Below are 22,655 nucleotides of genomic sequence, written 5' to 3' on the forward strand. Positions count from 1 at the left end.
TTATTATTTAAAATAAACTAATAACTTATTCTGGCGGTTGCATCGCTAATGGAAGTCTATATCTATAACGTACAGATTGACCATTAATTTTTGCAGGAGCCCATTTGTTTTTAATAGATTTTACGGTTCTTACTGCTTCAGAATTAAAGTCTGAGTTTTTACCCGTTACTTTAACGTCAGTAATACTTCCGTCTCTTTCAACTACAAAAGTAATTTCTCCTTTTACCACTCCGTCTGCACCTTCAATTGCTGAAGAATCAAAATTATCTTGAACTTTTCTTCTGAAAGCATTAATACCTCCAGGGAATTCTGCAGTCTGCTCAACCTCACTATACACCTGGGTATCACTCACCTGAGGTTTAACTTCCGCTGTTGAAGCTTTAGTACCTGTAGATGGTGGCGGTGGTGGCGGTGTGTAAGCAGGAGCTCTTACTCCTTCTTGAGCTACCGCCCCTGTAGTAGTTTTTAGCTGCTCAGAAATCGGTGGTGGTGGAGTCTCAATTTTAGGAGCTTTCACCGGTTCCGGAACTACGTTTTGAATAATTTCAATTTTCTCCTCTTCTACTGGTGGTGGTGGAGGTGGTGGTTCTTCTTCTTTTGGTTGCTCTATGATAGGATCTTCTTCGATAATTTCAACCAAATCAGATTTTACCTCTACAGCTTCCTTTTCATTCATACTTTTAATAGTCATATAAATTAAAGGAGATAAAGCAGTAACCAAGAACAATCCTGTGCCAATAATAAAAGACTTTGTCAGTAATCTAGGATACTGATGTCTAAGATCGTAAGCACCATATGCTTTATTTCTATTTTCAAATACAATCTCGTCTAAAGTAAGATTCTGACTGTATATATTTTCATCTGCCATTGTATTGCAAATTTAAATGTTAAACACTTTGCAGCAACTGATTAGTTACCCACTTTCTTATCGTACACAGCTTTTTCATAAGGCTTAAGATCAGTTACCCCATATCTTTCGCTTTTTGTAATTGCCATCTCGTCAAGAATATCTACAAAGTTTTTATATACCGCATCATCCGTTGGCTTAATAATCACTGTAAACAGATCTTTCTTTTTAGCTCTGGCTTTTGCTTGCTTGATAATTTCTCTAATCCCTTCTCTGTCGAAAGAAGTTTCAGTCATTGTCTGATCATTAAGACCTGCTTGGTCTTGCTGATGCCAGAACACTCTATTATCTTTTCCTAAAAGCAAAGTGATAGAATTGGATAAATCAATTTCTGTTGGAGCTGGTTGAGGCTTAGTGGGATCCGGTTTTGCAGGAAGCCCTAAATCCATCACATTCGGTTTACTAAACGTTGATGTAAACATAAAAAACATCAATAGTAAGAAATTAAGGTCAACCATTGGCGTCATATCGACGGCAGGGTTGTTTTTCTTGGAACGAACTTTGCCACCTTTGGCGCTCTTCTCCTGTACTTGTACTTGTGCCATTTCTTATTCTTAATTATTCGTTAGGTTTACCTTCTTGTGACGTAATCAACCAAAATTTAAGAAAGTTAATATCTCTTAAACCCTCAAATAAACTTTTCACTTTAGGATATTCTGTTGTAACGTCACCCTTGATTGCTAATTTGTAATCAGGATTTACGCTTAAACTTTGTTCTACCCAGTCAGTTAACTGCTTATTTGTACTATCCATAGGAACCCCCGTAGGGCTCTTAAATTTTTTTTGCTCATCTTCTGGCAAATCCAAATAGCTTCTCAATTGGTTCATAGGAACACCAATAGCCTGTACTTTTTGGAATGAAGCTTTTTGTTTATCATCAAAAGTAACTTTGTACTTTTCACCCATTTTTTCTAAAAGCTCTAATCTCTCTTTTGCATTTTCTACTGGCTGGAAATAAAATTTTCCGTCCGGAGTAGCGTTAATGGTCATTAAACTTGCATCAGGAAGCAACTTCTCTGAGATTGAAGATGGCGGTTTGATCTGCTCCACATCAGGTTTTTTGAACTGAGTGGTCATAATAAAGAACGTAAGTAGTAGGAACGTAACGTCGCACATTGCTGTCATATCGGTCACTACACCATGTCTTTTTGGTTTTATTCTCGCCATTATTTATTATCTAATTATTAAAAACTTCTTTTTTTGTGTAAAACACAGGATCACTATTTCTTAGTGAAATTCTGCAAAAGACTGCTGAATGCTCATAGCGATCTCATCGATCTTATAAGTCAATCCGTCAATTTTAGAAGTAAAGAAGTTGTAAAGAATAATCGCTACCGCAGAAGTACCAATACCTAAAGCTGTATTAATCAATGCTTCAGAAATACCTATTGATAAAGCAGCAGCATCAGGAGTACCACCACTAGCACCTAAAGCGAAGAACGCTCCAATCATCCCGATTACTGTTCCTAATAGTGCTACTAATGTTGCAACTGTACCTAAAGTAGAAAGAATCATCATGTTTTTCTCTAGCATTGGCATCTCAAGAGTAGTAGCTTCTTCGATAGCTTTGTTTAGAGCTACCATTTTCTGCTCCTTGTTTAGAGTAGTATCGTGAGCTAAAGCTTTGTAAGTTATAAGACCTTCTTTTACAACGTTCCCTACAGAACCTTGTTGTCTGTCGCACTCTTCTAAAGCTTCGTCAACTTTATTGCTATTTAATAAACTTCTTACCTTCACAACGAAGTTATCTACGTTACCTGCACCTGAAGCTTTGTTTAATACAAAATATCTTTCAAATGAGAAAACGATTACAATAATCATGAATGAAACCAAGAATGGTACAATAATCCCTCCCATATAAATCATACCCATAAATCCTAATGGATGTAAATCTTTACGGTCTACATCTGTAAAGGCAGCTGAAAGTCCTGACAATTTTGGATCAGCCTTAAAATTACCTGGGTTACCTAAGACAAATAACCAAACACAAAATCCTAAAACCAAAAGGATAGGAAGAATTACAGCTGGATTAAGACCTCCTGCTTTTCTAGCAACTACTTGCTCATCATTTTTTGAAACATTCATTTCCATATTTAACTAAATTATATTGTTTTAAAATTTTAGAGTTGTAAAATAAAGGCAAAATTAATTAAAATCCAATAGTATCAAATAACATTTTGCCTTTTTTTCATAATGATAATTTGATAAGATTCCGATATCGTAATTATCCTTGAATATTTTATTAATTTTTCTCAATTTTATAAAATACGTTAGAAAATCAAAAATTTAAATACTCTAAAATTTTGATTTTACCAATGTTAAATTTCTTTTAAATTACGATATTAACGATTTTTTTTGGCACTACGATGATTTTTTTAGGGGTTTTACCCTCCAAGAGAGCTCCCATTTTCTCATTTTGAAGCACTAAATCTTCAACCTCTTTAGCAGATAATGTTGCAGGAAGAGCAATTTTAAATTTCATCTTACCATTTACACTTACAGGGTACTCAATTTCGTCTTCAATTAAATAATCTTCGTTCAAAATTGGGAACTTTTCAAACTCAATTGAAGTGTTATGACCCAGCAAATTCCAGACCTCTTCACAAATATGTGGAGCGTAAGGGGAAACTATAACGGCTAAAGGCTCTAAAATATTGCGTTTGTTACATTTTAATTTCTGTAATTCGTTTACAGCAATCATAAATGATGACACAGAAGTGTTGAAAGAGAAGTTTTCGATATCGTAAACTACTTTCTTTATTAAGGTATGCAATACTTTATATTCTGCTTTCGTAGGTTCCTCTTCGGAAACTTCAAAAGTATCTTCATTGAAATAAAGATTCCAGAACTTCTTCAAGAAACCATACACTCCACTAAGACCTTGTGTATTCCAAGGCTTGGATTGTTCTAATGGACCTAAGAACATTTCATATAATCTTAAACCATCTGCTCCATACTCATTACAGATATCATCAGGATTTACAACATTGTATTTAGACTTAGACATTTTTTCAGGAACTCGACTTGTAAAAAATTTCCCATTTTCTTCTTTTATACAATTTCTTTCAAAATTAAGATAATAAGCAAAATTTTCAACAGTTAACAACTTTTCAAAATCAATGGAATCATCGGGATTAAGCCCGTTGATATTGATAGGATAATAATTTTCTACAATTGAAAAAAATACATCATCTAAGGATGCATTAATATTCATTCTTAAGAAATGATAATTAATTTGATCAACTAAGTATTCATTCTTTAAATCTTTTAACTTAAAATGTTTTTTATTTTCTAATGAATTAGAAAGTTTATTCGAAATGTAAATATCAGTTAAATTGCCGCCTAATAAACTTGACAGAATATCACTTCTCAAATCTTCTGACAATTGGTCATTAAGACCAGAAATCTGAATAATATCAGAGTAAGCACTCATCCCCAAAATCATCCCCTGATTGATCAATTTTTGGAAAGGCTCATCATTACTAATATATCCTCTGTCTTTTAAAAACATATTCCAAAAACGGGAATATAATAAGTGACCGGTTGCGTGTTCGCTACCTCCAATATATAGATCTACCTGTCCCCAATAGTCTGATAAGTTTTTATTAGCAAAAACTTCACCGTTATTAGGATCCATATATCTAAGGAAGTACCAAGAGCTTCCCGCCCAACCTGGCATGGTAGATAATTCTAATGGGAAAACAGTTTTATCGTTAATTAAATTAGTATCAACAATTTTTTGGTTCGCTTCGTCCCAAGCAAATGTCTTTGCATTTCCTAATGGCGGATCACCATCTTCTGTTGGCAAATATTTTTCAACTTCAGGAAGTTCTAGAGGCAGCGCAGAATTTGGTAAAGTATAAGGCATTCCATCCTTATAATATATAGGAACGGGCTCACCCCAATATCTTTGTCTTGAGAAAATCGCATCACGCTGTCTGTAATTCGTAGTTCCGTGACCGATTGCTTTTTTCTCGATAGCATCAATAATTAATGCCTTTGCCTCATTATATTTTAATCCGTTTAAGAAATCAGAATTTACGCAAACAGAATCTTTAGAATCGAAAGATTTTTCCTGAACGTCTTCTTCTGTTTCTACAACTTTTTTAATTTCTAAATTAAATTTTTTCGCAAATCTATGGTCACGCTCGTCATGTGCAGGAACTGCCATTACAGCTCCCGTTCCGTAACCCATTAAAACATAATCTGAAATATAGATTGGCATCTTTTCTCCGCTGAACGGGTTGATTGCATAAGTTCCTGTGAAAGCTCCTGAAACGTTTTTCACGTCAGCCATTCTGTCTCTTTCGGTTTTCTTAGAAGTTTCTTCTATATAAGTATCTACCTCAGCTTTTTGTTCGGCTGTAGTAATATTTTCCACTAAAGGATTTTCAGGAGCTAAAACCATAAAAGTCGCTCCGAAAATAGTATCAGGCCTCGTTGTGAAAACCTCAATAAAGTTGTTGGTTGTTGGTTGTTGGTTGTCGGGATTTTCAGAACCATCAACTGACAACTTTAAACCATCAACTAAAAATTTAACCTGCGCTCCCTGAGATTTTCCAATCCAGTACTCCTGAGAATCTTTCAATGGTTGTGGCCAGTCTAAAGTTTTTAGACCTTGTAATAATCTTTCAGAGTAAGCAGAAATTCTCATGCTCCACTGCATCATTTTCTTTTGGAAAACAGGGAAACCTCCTCTTTCAGATTTTCCGTCTTTTATTTCGTCATTTGCCAAAACAGTTCCCAAAGCGGGACACCAGTTCACCGTCGTTTCTGCTCTGTAAGCTAAACGATAGTTTAATAAAATATCTTCTTTATCAATTTCAGAAGCATTTTTCCATTCTTCTGAAGTGAAGTTTAATTCGTCATTTTGATTGGCATTTAAACCTTCTGTTCCTTTTTCTTCAAAATGTTTGATCAAAGTATCGATAGATTCTGCCTTGTCTGTATCTTTATTATACCAAGAATGGAACAATTCAATAAAAATCCATTGTGTCCATTTATAATAAGAAGAATCTGAAGTTCTCACCTCCCTACTCCAGTCGAAAGAGAAACCAATTTTTCTTAATTGCTCTTCATATCTTGTAATGTTTTGCTCAGTTGTAACCGCGGGATGCGTTCCGGTTTGAATCGCATACTGCTCTGCAGGAAGCCCAAAGCTATCGTAACCAACTGGGTGGAGCACATTAAATCCCTGATGTCTTTTATATCTTGCGTAAATATCCGATGCAATATATCCAAGCGGATGACCTACGTGAAGCCCCGCTCCCGACGGATACGGAAACATATCGAGAACATAAAATTTTGGTTTATCTGTGTTATTGGAAGTCTTGTACGTTTGGTTGTCTTCCCAGTATTTCTGCCACTTTTTTTCTATCTGCTGATGATCGTAAAACACTTTTATTATAGATGTTAGATGTTAGACTTTAGATATTAGAATTAATTTCACTATCAATTCTCAATCTAGTTTCACAAAAATAATGATTATAAAATAAATGTAAATTTAATTTTGAATTAATTACAATGTAATTCTTACAAACAAAAAGATCTCATCAAAAAGATGAGATCATATATTTAGAATCGAAACACTGATTATTATTGCGGAATTCTTTTAAAAGTATAAGTTGTAGACTTGTAAATAGTAGGATCTGTAGTATCTTCAATTTTAAGATTTAAAGTTTCAGCGTCAAGTAAAGTCACTTTACCTTTATCTGAAACAACTGTACCCTGATATTTGATTTCGAAATTTTTCTCAGAAGAATTATAAACATACGTAAAGTTACGCTCAGAAGTAGTACTACAAGTTGGAGTCATACCCACCATATCTTTATTGGTTCTTTTACCTGAAGCATTTTCATTAAAAACCCATCTTCCTTCTTTCTGACAATCTGTATATGTTATTTGGTCAGAAAAACCAATTCCATCCGCAGGAACCTGTGTTCTCACTTCTTGGGTAGGAGACCACGTTCCAACAAGAGGAAACACCTGTTCTGGTGCGTCGTCGTCGTTACATCCTGTAAAAGCTAATAATGATAATCCTGCAAATAATGCTAATTTCTTCATAGATCAAATTTTTCAAGCGTTAAAATTATGATTTTTTTTAAAAATCCAATCATTTTTTTTGAATTTTGAACTATAATTTACATTTCATTAAAAATTCTCCGAAGAAAATATATTCACAAAGCCTTATATTTGCAAAAAAACACGTGCCTGAAGTTTCCATCATTACGCCTTGTTACAATTCTTCTCCTTTTTTAGAGGAAACGATCAGCTCTGTAATGGATCAAACGTTTACCGATTGGGAATGGCTCATTACAGATGACCAGTCAACAGATAATTCCGTTGAGATCATTCAAAAACATACAGACTCTAGAATAAAATTAATTATTGCTAAAAAAAATGGTGGTGCAGGTCATGCAAGGAATCTATCATTGCAAAAGGCTTCCGGAAGATTCATAACTTTTCTTGATGCTGATGATTTTTGGGAACCCAACTTTCTTGAAGAAATGATCAGTTTTATGAAGCGTGAAAATGCCGAAATTGCTTATTCTAATTATGCAAGATGTGATGAAAATTTAGTTCCACAGATTGAAGATTTTAAAGCGGACAAAGAAGTTGATTTTAATAGTTTGCTTAAAACCTGTAGATTTTCACTTCTTTCATCAATGTATGATTCTCAAAGAGTCGGGAAAGAGTTTTTTCCTGAAGGAAGTAAACGAGAAGACCATGTCATGTGGCTGAATTTATTAAAGAAAATTCCCAACGGAAAACCACTTCCGAAAACCATGGCAAAATATAGAATGCGTGAAAATAGTATCTCGAGAAAAAAACAGAATATTGTAAAAGACCAATATCTTGTTTATAAAGATTTCATGAATTTTTCTATCTTAAAGTCTCTTTATTACACCGCAAATTGGGCATTGAACGGATTTCTAAAATATTCAAAAATATTTAATTAATGGAATATTCTAAAGAATTTAAAACAGCTTTAAGTCAACTTTCACCAACTGAAAAAGATCGATTGATTTTCAGGCTCCTGAGAAAGGATGAAATTTTATCTAAAAAATTATACTTCGAATTGATTGATGAAGAAACCGTTGACCAGAAACGCGATGCAATGGAAGAATTGATCAAGGAAAAGGTAGAATATGCTTCCAAATACATCAGTAATCAAAAATATTTCATTGTACTGATTCGAAAAATAAGCGCTCAAATTACCGAACACGTAAAAGTGACAACCGATAAATTTGGTGATATTAGTTTAAACCTTTTATTGATCAACGAAATACTGGAAAGTAATGAAAAACTGAGCCGACAGAGATTCAATGACATCTACAAACTTTATCTTTATATCATTAATAAAATTGTAAAAGCACTGGTTTTAACTAAAAAACTAGATGAAGATTATTGGATGGAAATCGATGACTATCTTTTAGTTACACACGATAAAATCACCGCTAATATTTATCTTGAAAAACTTTTCATCAATAACGGAATAGATTTCAATTGGTTAAATATCGAGAGAATTCCTGATAATTTTGATTTAATTATAAAAGACATTAAGAACCAGGGATTTTTAAAGTGATAAGATTTTCTGAAGAATAAGTTCTGAAGAATCTGGTTGTTTATCTACAAACTGTTTTGCGTTTTCAGACATTTCTAATCGTATTTTTTCATCTTTAAATAAATCTAAAACAAATTGAGCCGCTGAGTTTTCGTTCTCAAAAGATTTACCACCATTTGCAGAAATTAATAGATCCGCTTCCGGATTTTTCCTGTAATGATTTCCAAAGATCACAGGAGCACCAAAAGTTGCAGCTTCCAGAATATTATGAAGGCCTGCATCGTGAAAACCACCCCCAACAATTGCAACATCAGCGTAAGAATAGAGTTTTGAAAGAAGCCCAATACTGTCGATGATGAGAGTTTGAGAGTTGGAGCGTTGGAGCGTTGGAGAGTTTTTTAATTCGCTGTATAAAATTGCAGTAGGAAAAATTTGTTTTAAATTTTCTACTCTTTTCAAATCATGTGGAGCAATAATTATTTTTAAACGCTCATTTTTTTCTGAAACTATTTTTGCGATTTTTTCTTCCGCTTGCCATGAGCTTCCAAAAACAATTACCTTTTCTTTTCTGAGAAATTCTTCAACAAAATCAACATGATTGTTTCTAATTCTCAATTGCTTTACCCTGTCAAACCTGGTATCTCCAGTTACCGAAGAATTTAGTAGACCAATACTTTTAGCTAAAACATAGGAATGCTGTGTCTGATGAAAAAACCATGTTATATTCTGCTTCAGCTGTTTTACAAACCACTTTCCATAGGTTGTAAAAAAAGACTGTCTTTCATAAAACAATGCAGAAATAACAAATGCTTTTACATTTTTATGTTTAAGCTCTGCCAAAAGATTATACCAATAATCGTATTTAACGGTGAAAAACAATTCACAATCAAACTGAGAGACAAATTCTTTTACGGTACTTTTTCTATCGAAAGGAAGATAACAAATCGCATCTGCAATATGTTTTTTCTTAACCACATTGTCATATCCCGAAGGAGAAAAAAATGTAATTAAAATTTTATGGGTCGGAAATTCTTCTTTAAGTTTTTCTAAAACAGGAAGCCCCTGCTCGTATTCTCCTAGACTTGCAGCATGCATCCACAAAATTTTATCAGTCTTTGAAAATGCTTTTTTTACAACCTCTAAAGATCGCCTTCTGCCTTCAACGCCTTTTTTAGTTTTATTATTAAACAACGACAAAACCCTCATTCCGAAAATGAGGAGATGTACAAATATGTTGTATAAAAAATTCATTAGCTTTTCATTAAACCTTTAAAGAACTGTATTCCTCCAAAAATAACAGCACCATAAGCAATAGGCCCACCTTTTCCGCTTGCGACAGAAACTAAAGTTACCACAAGACCACCTCCAAACCACAATCCGCCGTAAAGAATATCTTTATTGGCCTGCTTTTTTTCTATCACTTCCCTTTGGAACATTTGATCTCTTCTCAATTTTTCAAGCCTTTTAGTTTCTTCATTCGACGTTTCTGAAAATTTAGGTAAAGAGTCATAATATTCCTGATAATTGGCTACATTTTTAGTCTCAAACAATTCTGTTTCAAGTTGAGAAATAGGTTTTCCCTGAGATTCAGAAAATGCCGTAATTAATTTCTCAATTTCTTCATTGATTTGAATACCTCTTCTTTTAATCTCTGAATATGCTAGAATTACCGTTTCTTCGGTATAATATTGCCAACTCACCAAAATTTCTGAGAGCTGAAACCCTTTAGAACTTGAAATCTGAGCTAATGTTTTTATGGTTTTCATTATTAATTTTAAAAAAGATATTGGTTTTTATTCATAAATATAAGCGGTGACAATCGCCACCATTACACTTATAAAAATGAAAGGAATAAATAATAAGATATGAACTCTCGCTTTTGAGTCAGCATTAAAACTATACCTTATCGTATAATCCTGAAGATTTAAAAACAGAAGTACAACGAGAAGCATAAGCCATTTCATCAAAAGAATCATGATAAAAAACTGAGTTTCATTGTTGGATGTGGTAATCTCAACAGGAAAATTTCCAGCCTCGGGATGTCTGGTAATAAAATAAAAAGCGATGTAAAAAATCAATGACAAAATAGGCAGAAAAAAAATAAATCTTTTTCCACCAAAAGAATCTGGTTTACCTTCAAAGTCAAAATGGGTAGGAATTTTTTCCGGAAGTTTTTTAAATACTCTTAAAGTATAAATCCATAAAAAAAGGATTAATACTAAGTTCAGCACATCAAAAACAGTAGAAATAATGCTTTCCATAAAGATTTAAAGGATGCTTTTAATAACCCTTAGTTTATGAGTATGCTTATTCATCTCTTTATTAAAAATCCCACTAGAATCGAGCGTGTCTATTCTCACTTTCCCGGAAGCATGAATGATTTTTTGGTTTTCAAGCATAATTCCGACGTGGATAATTTTTCCTTCAGAATTTTCAAAAAAAGCTAAATCTCCAGGTTGACTCTCTTCTACAAAACTCAATGTCTCCCCTATTTCCGCTTGTTGATAAGTATCTCTTGGCATTTTTACATTGTGGATTTTATACACCAACTGTACAAAGCCAGAACAATCAACCGCAAAAAAGCTTTTCCCCCCCCACAAATAAGGGATGTTGAGAAATTCTTTAGCTGTCAAGGCAATACTTTCACGCACATCGTGGCTTCTTCTTGATGCAACTGCAGGAAACTCGACTTCAGAACCCATTGACAATAATGTTTTCCCATCAAGTGTCATTACCGAAGAAAAATCTTCAGTAATTAAATTTACTTTTCTATTGGCAAGATATTCTTCAGTGACAGGTTTAATTTGTTTGGTATCCATCCAGCCTTCATAGCCGTCGTAGTGCATTTTTATTTTCGTCCAGTTTTTGTTTACTTCCAAAATATCAGCACTTTCACCATACAAAATTTCGGTAACGATTTCAGCTTTATCTGAATTTTCAGCACGAACAGGCGCAACAGTTACTGTACAAATTCCTTTATTCATTGTATTTTAATTAAAAGGTTAAGGCTTAGGTTGAGAAAAATAATACTGTGAAATTTGAACCTTAAACTCAACCTCAAATTATTTCCTTCTGAGGAAATTCACTCCGTCACGCAAAGGTAAAATAAGATTTTCAAAATCATCATCTTTTGCCACCAAATCATTAAGCTCTTTAATAACCTGTGTAGATTTTTGCTTCGGGTTTTCTTCTAAAACCTTCCCATACCAAAGTACATTATCAAACAGAACGACAGAGCCCGATTTTGTTTTTGGTTTAACTAATCTAAAATATTCGGCATAATTTTCTTTATCAGCATCAATAAAAATCAAATCAAAAACCTCATCGGTATTTCGCAGAAATTCTTTTGCATCCTGAATTTGAAAATTAATTTGCTTTGAAAATTTACTCTCAGAAAAATATTTTCTTGGAAGATAAGCTAAGTCTTCATTCACATCAAGCGTCGTTATTTTCCCTTCTGAAGATAAGCCTTCTGTAAGGCAAAGTGTAGCATATCCTGTAAAAGTACCTATTTCTAAAACATTTTTAGGATTCAGCATTTTAGAAATAATAGATAAAAGTCTTCCTTGCTGATAACCGGAAATCATATGCGGCTGAGTGGTTTTCTGAAACGTTTCTCTTCTTAATTTTTTAAGAATTTCGGGCTCCGAAGAAGCGTGATTTTCCAGATATCGATCCATTTCAGGATTTTTTTCTTCAAAAAAACTCATTATTTTTTTATTTGCTCAAATTTAATTAAAATAATTCTGTGTCTTATTATGAATATACCTCAAAAAAACATCCGTAAAAATACGGATTGTTTTGTTGGCAAAAGCTCAATAACTTTGCGACACTGCAAAAACAAAAGAAAGGAGGTAAAAATACTTAAATGAAGATGATGAAAACAAATTTATTACCCGTGAATGGCGATAAGAATTACACGACCACCAAGTCATCCACAAAAAATAATTTCCCAAAAAGAAAACGCAGTTATTTCTGGGATCAAATTATAAAACTCTTGAAAAAAGAAGATGTAGTTTGACAAAAAAAATTCCGATAAGTGATTATCGGAATTTTTTTATTTAAATTTTGTTTTATTACTTTTTAGGAGCAATATCCATCAATTTCATAAACTCATCTAGCTTAGGCATGATGATAATTTCTGTTCTTCTGTTCTCAGCTCTTCCAGAAACGCTCATGTTTGTCGCTTTAGGATTGTATTCAGAACGACCACCTGCTGTAATTCTTGCAGGATCCACTCCAAACTGACTTTGTAATACTTTAGCAATTGCCGTACCTCTTAATGCAGAAAGATCCCAGTTGTCTCTTGGCAAGTTTGCAGAGCTCAATGGTGCGTTATCTGTGTTTCCTTCAATCAATACAGAATATTTATCATAATCGTTGATTACTTTTGCTACTTTCCCCAAAACTTCCTGAGCTGCAGGCAAAACATTATAGTCACCAGTTTTGTATAACAATTTATCTGATAATGAAATCATTACAACACCTTTAAGAACTTTTACCTGAACATCCTGATCAGCCATATTATCCAAAGATCTCTTTAGCTTGTTTGATAGCGCTAAATTTAAGCTGTCATTTTTCGCATTTGCAGAAATAAGCTGTTTGATATAAGAGTTTGATGCATTAATCTCACCAACCAATTTATCAATATTCGATGAACTTTTTCCTGTATTTGAAAGACAAGCATCCAAAGATGATTTCAAAGCATCATGCTGACTTTTTAATAAGTTATTTTCCGCCGTCAATGTAGAATTCTGACCTTTCAGATCCTGAATTTCACGTTGTCTCTCACCAATATTTTCAATACACTGTTTGTAGTTGCCACTTAGAGCATCATACTGCTTCTTACTAACGCAAGATGTCATTCCCAACACCACTACTGAAGCCAATAAAACTTTAAAAATCTTCATAAATAAACTTTTTAAACGATTTCAAAGGTAACAAAATTCATTTTAATAAATAGGATTATCTTTGTTCAAAAGAAATTCTGAGCATTATGCTTACACAATCCGCATTTGAAAAACAGCTTCAAAATCTTACCCGATCATCAGGTAACCCAACCTATCTTTTAGCAGTAAGCGGAGGTGCAGATTCTATGGTTTTAGCCTATCTTTTTAACGAATTACGAGATTCGGGATACGAGTTTCAGGTTGCGCATATTAATTATAAACTTCGGGGTGAAGATTCTGATTCTGATCAAAAAGTAGTGGAAGATTTCTGTAAAAACAGCAATATTAAATTTCATTTATATGAAGTTTCAGAAATTGATAACAAGCCGGAAAATTCTATTCAGCTTTGGGCAAGAGAAATTCGCTACCAATTTTTCAGAAAAATTCAGGAGAAAGAGAATTTAGACTTCTTGGTCACCGCTCATCACTTGAATGATCAGTTGGAAACCTTTATGATTAATCTTTCAAAAGCTTCCGGCATCAATGGTTTAAGCGGAATTCCTGCCAATAAAAATAATATACTCAGACCGCTATTAAGTGTTTCAAAAGAAGAAATCTACCGTTTTGCAGAAGAAAACAAGATCAAATTTCGCGAAGACCTTTCCAATAAAAAAAGCGATTATCTAAGAAACAAGATACGAAACGAAATTGTTCCTAAATTATCTGAAACCAATGAAAACTTTTTGGAAAATTTTGGTAAAAGTATTTTCTATTTAAATCAAACAAAAGATTTTGTAGAAAAACAAATTCAGGAGATCGAATCAAAACTTTTAATTAGCAATAAAGAATACAAAATTTTATCAAAAGAAAAACTGGCTCTGGAAAGCGATTTTGTAAAGTTTGAGATTTTAAAAAAATATGGATTTACTCAGCCTGAGGAAACTCAAAAGATATTCTCAGCAGAAACGGGAAGTTCTTTTCACTCTAAAGAATTCAAGCTAAGCACCAATAGAAACGAATTAATTTTCAGCAACTTGAATTCAGAATCAAAAAAAACAGAAGAAATCATTTTAACTAATGGTCTTGATTTGAATCAAAATAGCTTAAACATTGATATTTCTGAGCACATCAATGCGCCTAAAGATTTTATCTGGCAATTTGATGCTGAAAAACTTATTTTTCCCCTAAAATTAAGAACAAAAAAAGAGGGGGATATTTTTTATCCTGTAAAGTTTACTGGAAAAAAGAAAGTATCGAAATTTTTTAAAGACGAAAAAATCTCTGTTTTAGAAAAAGAAAACATCTGGATTTTGTGCGACGGTGAAGACCAGATTTTAGGAATAATTCCTTACCGACAAGACCGCAGATTTCAGGCAAACAACGATACACCCAAAAAAGTAATTGTACAATGGATAGAAGAACTGCCAATTCTTTAGCCATCGAAGATTTTATAGCAGACAGCAACACCGCCTTTGGTATTTTATACCAACAGTATTTTGTCTTTACCAAAAAATTCATTCTCAATAATAAAGGAGGCTTGGAAGATGCTGAAGACGTTTTTCAAGATTCTTTGTTAATCCTTTATGAAAAACTACATCGAGATAATTTTGAAGTTTACACCTGTCTAGGTAATTATATTGTGGGAATTTCTAAAAATCTGTGGTTGAAAAAACTAAAAAACAGAAGTTTTTATATTGAATTTCCCGAAACCTACTTTATAGAGCATCAAGAGGAAATAAATTCGGCTATTGAAAACGAAAAATATTACTGGGAAAAACTTACCGGCTACCTACAGTCTATATCTACTCATTGCCAGAATCTAATTCATGATATTTTCATCCGAAATAAAAGTATCGAGGAGATTCAAGACAAATATAAATATTCTAGCAAGCATAATGCGCAAAACCAAAAGTACAAATGCGTAGAACAGATTCGAAAAATAAAAAACGAAAGTTTTTAATCTGAAAATCAATAAATTAAAACAAATCACCTACCTCTCGGGTGATTTTTCTTTTTCTGAGGAACTTAATAAATAGCTGCTAGTTTTTGATTGATGGTTGATTGATTAATATTCAACATCTAAAAAACTAGCAATACATGATTAAATATTAACCAGAACTTAAAAAAATTATTATGTTCAAAACAATTATATACAGTATTTTCCTATTGGTAGGGATTTCTGTAAGTGCACAAAAAGGCATTAATTTTCAAAATATAAATTTGGAAGAAGCAAAAAAGATTGCCCAGAAAGAAAACAAACTCATCTTCATCGATTTATTTACAACCTGGTGCGGCCCATGTAAATTGATGAAGAAGAATACATTTCCCGATGAGAAACTGGGAGAATTTTTTAATGAACATTTTATAAATCTCGCCATAGATGCCGAAAATAATAAAGACGGTATTGAACTGGTGAAGAAATTCAAAATCGTCAATTATCCTTCATTTTTGTTTTTAGATGGCAAAGGTAAACTTGTACAATATGATTTCGGATATTATAATGCCCAGCAATTTTTACAGGTAGGAAATGCGGTACTCCAAAAAAGCATGACCAACAAAAAGACCAAAAATGCAATAAAATCTATTGATCAGGTAAAAGGAAAAATGGTGGGTGACAAAATAAAAAACTTCACCGCAAAAGATCAGTTTGGCGAATCGTTTTCTTTGAATGATCAAAAGCAGAAAATCATTCTGGTATTTATCCGCGGGCAATGGTGCCCCTACTGTAATAAGTATGTGAAAGATCTACAGGATCTTTCTCCCGAATTAGAAAATAAAAATGCAAGACTGGTCATCATCTCACCCGAAAAGCCAGAGTTTATTGAAAAAACAATCGAGAAAACCAATACAAAATATACGGTTTTGTATGATGAAGGCTACAAAATAGCAGAGGCATTTGATGTTTTGTACACTCCTGATCAAAAAACGTTGGAATTTTACAACTCAAAATTAAAAGATGATTTTACAAACAGTAGATCCGACCAATCTGGAAGACTTCCGGTTTCTGCTACGTTCATTATTAATGAAAATAAAGAAATTGCGTGGAGACATTTTAATCCAGATTACAAAGAAAGAGCTTCACTGGAGGACATTTTAAGCCAATTATAAAAATATTTTTAAAATTTAAGGTTTTAAACAAATTAAACGTATTTAGAAAATCAATTTGATTTTAATGAAAAGTCAGCACAAAAAAAATGCTTTTAAATTGTTATTAAAAACAGATGTATCAAAAAATGACTTTTAGAGATTAAGTTCTTAAGCAAAAAGAAAGTTTCTTAGTTTTTTTAAGGACAAAAAATTAGCTATTTTAGCGAAGCAAAAAAAAATAGGCCAATGATTGACGGAAACAACGCTGTGGAAGGCATTATTTCCTGAATAAAATAGGCGATACGCAAAAGATGAGAAATCTAGAAAGGTTCTCACAATTTTTAATTAAAAGTACAATGAAATTTAAAAACTGGTTTTTACTAATTCTCCTGTTTTTGGCAACAGGAATTAATGCTCAGATCAAAAATCCTGTAAAATTCAAATTCGCCGTCAACGAATTGGGTAACAACCAATACGAAGCCGTTTTGAATGCAACGCTTGAAAGTGGATGGCACATTTATTCGAGAGACATCCCGGAAGACACAGGAATCCCAACAGAATATGTCGTTTCTGGAAAAAACATAGAACTGATTGGAAAATTTCAGGAAGTAGGAAAAAAACATGAAGAATTTTCTGAAGCTTTTGGCGGAACGATTATTTATTATTCCAATTCTGCTGGTTTTAAGCAAAAATTTAAATTAAAAGATCCTACAAAAGCAGGAGACGTCGTTGCTGAAATCACGTATCAGACTTGTGATGACAGAGTTTGTCTTGCTCCGAATACTTTAGAATTCAACAAAAAAATTACTCCAACAGGAGTAACAGAAGAAGCTGTAGCTGATGATAAAACTGAGGCAACTAAAGATTCTGCTAAAGTTGTTGAAACGCTTACCGGAAATCCTGTAAAAGGAGATTCTACAATTGTTGAGACTGCAAAATTAGATCCTAAACAATTAAAAGTAGCTTCGATTGATATCTCAAAACCATTAACAGATTGCGGAACGGGTTCATCTAAAATTGATGAAAATTACTGGACGTATCTTTTATTAGGTTTCATTGGAGGATTAATCGCTTTGCTTACGCCATGCGTTTTCCCTATGATTCCATTAACGGTTTCTTTCTTTACAAAAGGAAATAAAAATCCGGCAAAAGGGAAAAGAGACGCTTTGGTGTATGGGTTTTTCATTCTTTTAATTTTTGTTTTATTAAGTCTTCCTTTCCATTTAATTGATGGAATCGCAGGAAATATTTTCAACGAAATTTCTACCAACGTTTGGCTGAATATCGTTTTCTTTATCATCTTTATTTTCTTTGCAGGAAGTTTCTTCGGATACTACGACATAACATTACCAAGTTCGATTGCCAATAAATCTTCAAAAGCAGAAGAAGCAGGTGGAATGATTGGTATTTTCTTTATGGCTTTAACTTTGGTAATTGTCTCTTTCTCTTGTACAGGTCCTATTTTGGGAAGTTTATTGGGAAGTGCCATTACAGGTTCGGCAAACGTTCCAATGTTACTAACGTTTGCTTTGGCAGGTTTCGGATTGGCTTGGGCGATTGTTTTCGGATTACTGGCGTTATTCCCGCAGGCTTTACAAAGTCTTCCAAAATCGGGAGGATGGATGAATACCGTGAAAGTAGTTTTAGGTTTTGTGGAATTGGCTTTGGCTTTAAAATTCTTATCAAAAGCAGATTTAGTTTCTAAAACATTCTTAATTAAAAGAGAACTGTTTATCGCAATCTGGATCGTAGTTGCGATTGGATTGGTTATTTATTTATTCGGATTGATAAGATTCCCTCACGATGACAAGAAACCGAAAATTTCTATTACAAGAAAGATTATTGGAGTTTTAGGAATTGGCTTTGTTGTTTATTTAATTCAGGGTTTAATTCCTGCAGAACGACCAAAACTAGCACTATTAAGCGGAATTTTGCCTCCTTTGAATGTTAGTTATTTCCATGACGAAAAAGACGGAATTCTGGGAATGCACCCTGAACATGATTTCTTTAATGCTATTGAACTCGCCAAAAAAGAAAACAAACCAATTCTAATTGACTTTACAGGGTACGGCTGTGAAAACTGCAGAAAAATGGAAGAATTTGTTTGGAGCGAGCCGGATATTTTACCAATTCTTCAGAATGATGTTGTACTTGCCTCTCTTTACGTAGACGACAAAGAAGAGCTTCCTGAAGACCAAAAAACTAAAATCGATTTAGGAGACGGACAGGTGAAGAAAGTGAAAACAATTGGTGACAGATGGAGTTTATTCCAAACCGCTAATTTTAATAATAATTCGCAGCCTCATTACGTTCTTTTAACTCCTGATGGAAAAGTAATCAATACTCCGGTTTCTGGTTATATGGAAAAAGAGAAATTTAAAAAATTCCTGGAATGTGGTGTCAATTACTTCAAGAACAATAAATAATTTTTTTTTTTAAATATATTTAAAACTCATACTGAAAAGTGTGAGTTTTTTGTTTTTAACAATCTAATATGGCTTATCATTATTCATATAAATAAAATTATTTATATTTAGACAACCAACCTAAAATCAATCGCTTATGAAATATTCAAAATTTACTTTTTCTTTTTTTCTTATTTCTTTTTCAGCTCTGAATGCACAGACAACTCCTTCCATACAATGGCAAAAATCTTTAGGCGGAAGCTATAGCGATGTTGCAAAATCGATACAGCAGACTTCTGATGGAGGATACATTGTTGCCGGTGAATCTAATTCCACAAACGGAGACGTCACAGGAAATCATGGAAATACTGATTTTTGGATTGTAAAATTAGATGCTTCAGGAACTATACAATGGCAGAAATCTTTGGGTGGAAGTTATAGTGATATTGCAAATGCTATTCAACAAACTTCTGATGGAGGATATATTGTAGCAGGTGAATCTAATTCTATTAATGGAGACGTCACAGGAAATCATGGAAATGCTGATTACTGGATTGTAAAATTAGACCCTTCAGGAACTATACAATGGCAAAAATCTCTAGGTGGAAGTAATAGAGATGCCGCAAATTCTGTTCAGCAAACTTCTGATGGAGGATATATTGTAGCAGGTGAATCTAATTCCACAAACGGAGACGTCACAGGAAATCATGGAAATTCTGATTATTGGATTGTAAAATTAGACCCTTCAGGAACTATACAATGGCAGAAATCTTTGGGCGGAAGTCTTCATGATGCAGCAAATTCTATTCAGCAAACTTCAGATGGGGGCTATATTGTTGCTGGTGGAGCTTCTTCTTCCAATGGAGACGTTACGCACAATAATGGAAACGACGATTTTTGGATTGTGAAGTTAGATTCATTAGGAACTATACAGTGGGAAAAATCATTAGTCGGTAATCTTGCAGATACCGCACAATTTATTCAACAGATTGAAGGAGGATATATTGTGGCTGGACCATCTAACTCTCAAAATTCCGAAGTTCCTACAACCTTTGGAACATCAAATTATTGCATAGCAAAATTAGGCTCTAATGGCAATACACTATGGCAAAAATATTTTGGTGGTTCAGGAAATGATTATCCTTTTTCTATCCAACAAACTTCAGATGGAGGATACATTGTTGCAGGCGGATCTCAATCTTTAGACGGAGATGTCTCAGGAAACCATGGAAGCAACGATTACTGGATTTTAAAACTAAGTTCCTCTGGAATTATAGAATGGCAAAAATCATTAGGCGGAAGCGGTTTTGAAGATGCGTATTCTATAAAACAAACCAATGACGGAGGGTTTATTATTGCGGGAATAACCCAGTCTGCAGATGGAGACGTTACAGGATACCATGGAAATGGTGATGCATGGATTGTAAAGCTTGGAGCATTTTTAAGCACTAACGAAAGCAGCATTAAAAACAACATATCTATTTACCCAAACCCTACAAAAGATTTTGTGAATATAGACAACCTCCCGTCTGAAACCACAATAAGCATTACTGATGCATCAGGAAGAAAAATTTCATCTAAAAAATATTCCGGAAAAAATGTTTCACTGAATACTTCTGGTTTAATTAACGGAAATTACATCATACAAGTTGAACATCAGGGAACAACTATTGTGTGTAAAAAAATTATTATCTCAAAATAATACATTTACAACCAAAAGCATAATTCATTTGTTAAATTTTTAACATTAACAAAATTTAGGTATAAACTTTGCATCGAATCAATTTAAAGTGAAATAAAATCTCACTGATTTTAAAAATTTGTTCAATATTAAAAAAACTGAATTATGGCTGAAGTTATTACCAAAGAAAAATCCGGAGGGAAACAAAACAAGAAACCGATTAAAATCGATATGACACCAATGGTCGATTTAAATTTTTTATTATTGATGTTTTTCATGTTTACCTCAAGTTTTACAAAACCTAATGTAATGGATTTGGGATTGCCTGGAAAAGATACTAATCCAATTCCCACAAACTATGATATTGACCAACGTAATCAAATCACCTTTATCATTGGAGAAAACAACAGAATTTTTTATCATCAAAGCAATCAAGAAGACCTTACAGAAGCAGGGTTAAAAGAAACAGACTACAACGGATTGAATGTTTCAAAAATAATTTCTAAGGCTTATGAAAAGGCTCCGAAAAAAGAAATTTTCACCATCATTGTAAAACCGACCGATGATGCGAATTACAAAAATTTTGTAGATATGATGGATAATATTTCAATTTCTAAAAAAGAACGATACGGAATAAGCGACATCAAACCTTGGGAAAAGAAAGTTTACGAAAACGTAATAAAATAAAACCTTAGAGCATTTTTATAATGCTCTTTTTTTATAAATTTGAGCGTAAATTTCAAACCATGATGAAAAACGTTTTAATTTTAGCCGGAATCGGAATCCTTAGCTTTTCATGCTCAAAAAAAGAAACTACAGAAGTTAACAATAAAGTTGACAGTACAAAAATAGTAGACTCCATCAATGCTGCAAGAACAAAACTGAACGACAGCATTAAAGCACAAAACAGTGAAAACCGTTTTAAAGATTTCAGCGGAAGTCATAAATTCTTCTATCAGAATGACAGTTCACCCAAATATTCAGGAACTGTAAATTTCACAAAAATTGAAGGCGAAAGAGATAATTATAATGTTTCAGGAAGTATTAAATCAGGAAATAATTCGGTAACTATTAAAGGTTTTGTACAAGTAGTTTCTGCAAAACACATGAATTTCACTGGAGAAATCACCCAAAAAATTCCAGAAAATGACAATGGAAAACCTTACACAAGAAAAGGTACCAAAACTTTTGCTTCTAAAGACGGTGGAAAAACGTACAGACTTCAGGATATGGTGAATGGTTCAGGATTTGTAGACTATATTGATATTAAATACTAAAATTCTAAGATTATGCTCAATTTTGAAAAAAAAGGCAACGGAAAAGAGACATTGGTTCTACTTCATGGTTTTATGGAAAATATTTCAATCTGGAGCGACCTTGAAAAATACCTTTCCCAAGATTTTACTCTACTAAAAATAGACCTTCCCGGACATGGAAAATCTGATATTTTAGCCGAAATCCACACCATGGAAATGATGGCTGAAGAGGTAAAAAAAGTTTTAGATCATCAAGATTTAAAGAACATCCATTTGCTCGGTCATTCGATGGGCGGTTACGTTTCTTTAGCATTTGCCGAGCAATTTTCTGAATATTTAAAGAGTCTGACTTTATTTTTCTCTACTTATTTTCCGGATGATGAAGAGAAAAAAGAACAGCGCAAAAAAAGCTACAGAATCATAAAAGATGCCTTTGCTCATTATGCAAGAGCTGGAGTTCCGAATTTATTTAATCCTAATGAAAGAGACGTTCTGGAAGGGAAAATAGAGACCGCTTTGGAAGTCGCCCTTTCAACGAATAATCTTGGAGCTTTAGCCTGTGTAAAAGGAATGGTAGAAAGAACAGATAAAAAACATATTTTAGAAAATTTGGAATGTAAAATCTTAGTTCTTGCCGGAAAACATGACAATGCAGTAAAAACAGAAACTACTATTAAAAACCTTCCAGACCGCACCAATATCAAATCTTATGTTCTTGACTGCGGACACAACGGACATTGGGAAAAACCTTCTATCTGCGCCGAAATTATCAACACCGAGCTTCTGCATCATTTACCAAAAAAATTGGTCCTTTAAAATCATTTATTAAACTTGGATACCGTTTATATTTAAAATCATATCTTAGT

Annotated in this window: 22 protein-coding genes; 10 read left to right on the forward strand and 12 right to left on the reverse strand. The window is 33.3% G+C overall.

The window, feature by feature from the left end; translation table 11 throughout:
• Positions 1-25 precede the first annotated feature (25 nt).
• The 6 genes from AB671_RS17515 to AB671_RS17540 all read right to left on the reverse strand — a co-directional run bounded on the left by AB671_RS17515 (position 26) and on the right by AB671_RS17540 (position 6,970).
• Positions 26-868: an energy transducer TonB gene (locus AB671_RS17515; protein WP_066674643.1), complete on the reverse strand. Its 843-nt coding sequence runs from the start codon at positions 866-868 to the stop codon at positions 26-28.
• Positions 869-909: 41 nt separating this feature from the next.
• Entirely contained in the window at positions 910-1,452 is a 543-nt protein-coding gene (locus AB671_RS17520; protein ID WP_066674645.1) for an ExbD/TolR family protein, read from the reverse strand.
• Positions 1,453-1,465: 13 nt separating this feature from the next.
• A complete protein-coding gene (locus AB671_RS17525) occupies positions 1,466-2,074 on the reverse strand; it encodes an ExbD/TolR family protein (protein ID WP_066674652.1) in 609 nt (202 codons plus the stop codon).
• A gap of 60 nt (positions 2,075-2,134) precedes the next feature.
• Positions 2,135-2,998 carry a MotA/TolQ/ExbB proton channel family protein gene (locus AB671_RS17530; protein ID WP_066674655.1) on the reverse strand — a complete coding sequence of 288 codons (864 nt, stop codon included), beginning with the start codon at positions 2,996-2,998 and terminating at the stop codon, positions 2,135-2,137.
• A gap of 238 nt (positions 2,999-3,236) precedes the next feature.
• Positions 3,237-6,305 carry a leucine--tRNA ligase gene (locus tag AB671_RS17535; protein ID WP_066674658.1) on the reverse strand — a complete coding sequence of 1,023 codons (3,069 nt, stop codon included), beginning with the start codon at positions 6,303-6,305 and terminating at the stop codon, positions 3,237-3,239.
• A 197-nt stretch (positions 6,306-6,502) separates the two neighbouring features.
• On the reverse strand, positions 6,503-6,970 hold the full coding sequence (locus AB671_RS17540) for a lipocalin family protein (RefSeq protein WP_066674661.1): 468 nt from the start codon (positions 6,968-6,970) through the stop codon (positions 6,503-6,505).
• A 143-nt stretch (positions 6,971-7,113) separates the two neighbouring features.
• On the opposite strand from AB671_RS17540, the gene AB671_RS17545 reads away from it, so the two are divergent.
• Together AB671_RS17545 and AB671_RS17550 are read left to right on the forward strand one after the other, a co-directional pair.
• Positions 7,114-7,866: a glycosyltransferase family 2 protein gene (locus AB671_RS17545; protein ID WP_066674826.1), complete on the forward strand. Its 753-nt coding sequence runs from the start codon at positions 7,114-7,116 to the stop codon at positions 7,864-7,866.
• Positions 7,866-8,492 (forward strand): deoxyuridine 5'-triphosphate nucleotidohydrolase, encoded by a 627-nt coding sequence (locus AB671_RS17550; protein WP_066674663.1) that lies wholly within the window; start codon positions 7,866-7,868, stop codon positions 8,490-8,492. Before AB671_RS17545 ends, AB671_RS17550 begins: the two co-directional genes overlap by 1 nt.
• Here AB671_RS17550 and AB671_RS17555 read toward each other — a convergent pair.
• The 6 genes from AB671_RS17555 to AB671_RS17580 all read right to left on the reverse strand — a co-directional run bounded on the left by AB671_RS17555 (position 8,484) and on the right by AB671_RS17580 (position 13,381).
• Positions 8,484-9,722 (reverse strand): 3-deoxy-D-manno-octulosonic acid transferase, encoded by a 1,239-nt coding sequence (locus tag AB671_RS17555; protein WP_066674665.1) that lies wholly within the window; start codon positions 9,720-9,722, stop codon positions 8,484-8,486. The genes AB671_RS17550 and AB671_RS17555 overlap by 9 nt on opposite strands.
• On the reverse strand, positions 9,722-10,237 hold the full coding sequence (locus tag AB671_RS17560; RefSeq protein ID WP_066674667.1) for a hypothetical protein: 516 nt from the start codon (positions 10,235-10,237) through the stop codon (positions 9,722-9,724). The genes AB671_RS17555 and AB671_RS17560 overlap by 1 nt, the downstream gene beginning before the upstream one ends.
• A gap of 27 nt (positions 10,238-10,264) precedes the next feature.
• Positions 10,265-10,732, reverse strand: coding sequence for a DUF1648 domain-containing protein (locus AB671_RS17565; protein ID WP_066674669.1), 468 nt, complete (start codon positions 10,730-10,732; stop codon positions 10,265-10,267).
• 6 nt (positions 10,733-10,738) lie between these two features.
• The gene (locus AB671_RS17570; protein ID WP_066674671.1) at positions 10,739-11,455 is read right to left on the reverse strand and encodes a C40 family peptidase; all 717 of its coding nucleotides are present in this window, start codon (positions 11,453-11,455) and stop codon (positions 10,739-10,741) included.
• A gap of 78 nt (positions 11,456-11,533) precedes the next feature.
• A complete protein-coding gene (locus AB671_RS17575; protein WP_066674674.1) occupies positions 11,534-12,181 on the reverse strand; it encodes an O-methyltransferase in 648 nt (215 codons plus the stop codon).
• Between the two features lie 366 nt (positions 12,182-12,547).
• A complete protein-coding gene (locus AB671_RS17580; RefSeq protein WP_066674676.1) occupies positions 12,548-13,381 on the reverse strand; it encodes an OmpA family protein in 834 nt (277 codons plus the stop codon).
• A gap of 86 nt (positions 13,382-13,467) precedes the next feature.
• Here AB671_RS17580 and tilS point away from each other — a divergent pair, with 86 nt between their 5' ends.
• The 8 genes from tilS to AB671_RS17620 all read left to right on the forward strand — a co-directional run bounded on the left by tilS (position 13,468) and on the right by AB671_RS17620 (position 22,605).
• A complete protein-coding gene (tilS, locus tag AB671_RS17585; protein WP_066674678.1) occupies positions 13,468-14,796 on the forward strand; it encodes a tRNA lysidine(34) synthetase TilS in 1,329 nt (442 codons plus the stop codon).
• A complete protein-coding gene (locus AB671_RS17590) occupies positions 14,769-15,320 on the forward strand; it encodes an RNA polymerase sigma factor (RefSeq protein WP_066674680.1) in 552 nt (183 codons plus the stop codon). Before tilS ends, AB671_RS17590 begins: the two co-directional genes overlap by 28 nt.
• Before the next feature lie 173 nt (positions 15,321-15,493).
• Positions 15,494-16,468, forward strand: coding sequence for a redoxin domain-containing protein (locus AB671_RS17595; protein WP_082987347.1), 975 nt, complete (start codon positions 15,494-15,496; stop codon positions 16,466-16,468).
• A gap of 335 nt (positions 16,469-16,803) precedes the next feature.
• Positions 16,804-18,873 (forward strand): protein-disulfide reductase DsbD family protein, encoded by a 2,070-nt coding sequence (locus tag AB671_RS17600; protein WP_066674684.1) that lies wholly within the window; start codon positions 16,804-16,806, stop codon positions 18,871-18,873.
• 136 nt (positions 18,874-19,009) lie between these two features.
• Positions 19,010-20,554, forward strand: a complete 1,545-nt coding sequence (locus AB671_RS17605) for a T9SS type A sorting domain-containing protein (RefSeq protein WP_066674687.1) — start codon at positions 19,010-19,012, stop codon at positions 20,552-20,554.
• A gap of 144 nt (positions 20,555-20,698) precedes the next feature.
• The gene (locus tag AB671_RS17610; RefSeq protein WP_066674690.1) at positions 20,699-21,220 is read left to right on the forward strand and encodes an ExbD/TolR family protein; all 522 of its coding nucleotides are present in this window, start codon (positions 20,699-20,701) and stop codon (positions 21,218-21,220) included.
• Positions 21,221-21,279: 59 nt separating this feature from the next.
• Positions 21,280-21,810 carry a hypothetical protein gene (locus AB671_RS17615; RefSeq protein WP_157444244.1) on the forward strand — a complete coding sequence of 177 codons (531 nt, stop codon included), beginning with the start codon at positions 21,280-21,282 and terminating at the stop codon, positions 21,808-21,810.
• Between the two features lie 12 nt (positions 21,811-21,822).
• Positions 21,823-22,605: an alpha/beta fold hydrolase gene (locus AB671_RS17620; protein ID WP_066674694.1), complete on the forward strand. Its 783-nt coding sequence runs from the start codon at positions 21,823-21,825 to the stop codon at positions 22,603-22,605.
• The last annotated feature ends 50 nt before the right edge of the window (positions 22,606-22,655 follow it).

Source organism: Chryseobacterium sp. BGARF1 (genome assembly GCF_001677955.1).
Classification (GTDB): Bacteria; Bacteroidota; Bacteroidia; order Flavobacteriales; family Weeksellaceae; genus Chryseobacterium.

Bases quoted from the DNA above. Each gene is read 5' to 3' on its own strand.
- AB671_RS17515 (WP_066674643.1), bottom strand. From the start codon at position 868: ATGGCAGATGAAAATATATACAGTCAGAATCTTACTTTAGACGAGATT.
- AB671_RS17520 (WP_066674645.1), bottom strand. From the start codon at position 1,452: ATGGCACAAGTACAAGTACAGGAGAAGAGCGCCAAAGGTGGCAAAGTT.
- AB671_RS17525 (WP_066674652.1), bottom strand. From the start codon at position 2,074: ATGGCGAGAATAAAACCAAAAAGACATGGTGTAGTGACCGATATGACA.
- AB671_RS17530 (WP_066674655.1), bottom strand. From the start codon at position 2,998: ATGGAAATGAATGTTTCAAAAAATGATGAGCAAGTAGTTGCTAGAAAA.
- AB671_RS17540 (WP_066674661.1), bottom strand. From the start codon at position 6,970: ATGAAGAAATTAGCATTATTTGCAGGATTATCATTATTAGCTTTTACA.
- AB671_RS17550 (WP_066674663.1), top strand. From the start codon at position 7,866: ATGGAATATTCTAAAGAATTTAAAACAGCTTTAAGTCAACTTTCACCA.
- AB671_RS17555 (WP_066674665.1), bottom strand. From the start codon at position 9,722: ATGAATTTTTTATACAACATATTTGTACATCTCCTCATTTTCGGAATG.
- AB671_RS17560 (WP_066674667.1), bottom strand. From the start codon at position 10,237: ATGAAAACCATAAAAACATTAGCTCAGATTTCAAGTTCTAAAGGGTTT.
- AB671_RS17565 (WP_066674669.1), bottom strand. From the start codon at position 10,732: ATGGAAAGCATTATTTCTACTGTTTTTGATGTGCTGAACTTAGTATTA.
- AB671_RS17570 (WP_066674671.1), bottom strand. From the start codon at position 11,455: ATGAATAAAGGAATTTGTACAGTAACTGTTGCGCCTGTTCGTGCTGAA.
- AB671_RS17575 (WP_066674674.1), bottom strand. From the start codon at position 12,181: ATGAGTTTTTTTGAAGAAAAAAATCCTGAAATGGATCGATATCTGGAA.
- AB671_RS17580 (WP_066674676.1), bottom strand. From the start codon at position 13,381: ATGAAGATTTTTAAAGTTTTATTGGCTTCAGTAGTGGTGTTGGGAATG.
- tilS (WP_066674678.1), top strand. From the start codon at position 13,468: ATGCTTACACAATCCGCATTTGAAAAACAGCTTCAAAATCTTACCCGA.
- AB671_RS17590 (WP_066674680.1), top strand. From the start codon at position 14,769: ATGGATAGAAGAACTGCCAATTCTTTAGCCATCGAAGATTTTATAGCA.
- AB671_RS17595 (WP_082987347.1), top strand. From the start codon at position 15,494: ATGTTCAAAACAATTATATACAGTATTTTCCTATTGGTAGGGATTTCT.
- AB671_RS17600 (WP_066674684.1), top strand. From the start codon at position 16,804: ATGAAATTTAAAAACTGGTTTTTACTAATTCTCCTGTTTTTGGCAACA.
- AB671_RS17605 (WP_066674687.1), top strand. From the start codon at position 19,010: ATGAAATATTCAAAATTTACTTTTTCTTTTTTTCTTATTTCTTTTTCA.
- AB671_RS17610 (WP_066674690.1), top strand. From the start codon at position 20,699: ATGGCTGAAGTTATTACCAAAGAAAAATCCGGAGGGAAACAAAACAAG.
- AB671_RS17615 (WP_157444244.1), top strand. From the start codon at position 21,280: ATGATGAAAAACGTTTTAATTTTAGCCGGAATCGGAATCCTTAGCTTT.
- AB671_RS17620 (WP_066674694.1), top strand. From the start codon at position 21,823: ATGCTCAATTTTGAAAAAAAAGGCAACGGAAAAGAGACATTGGTTCTA.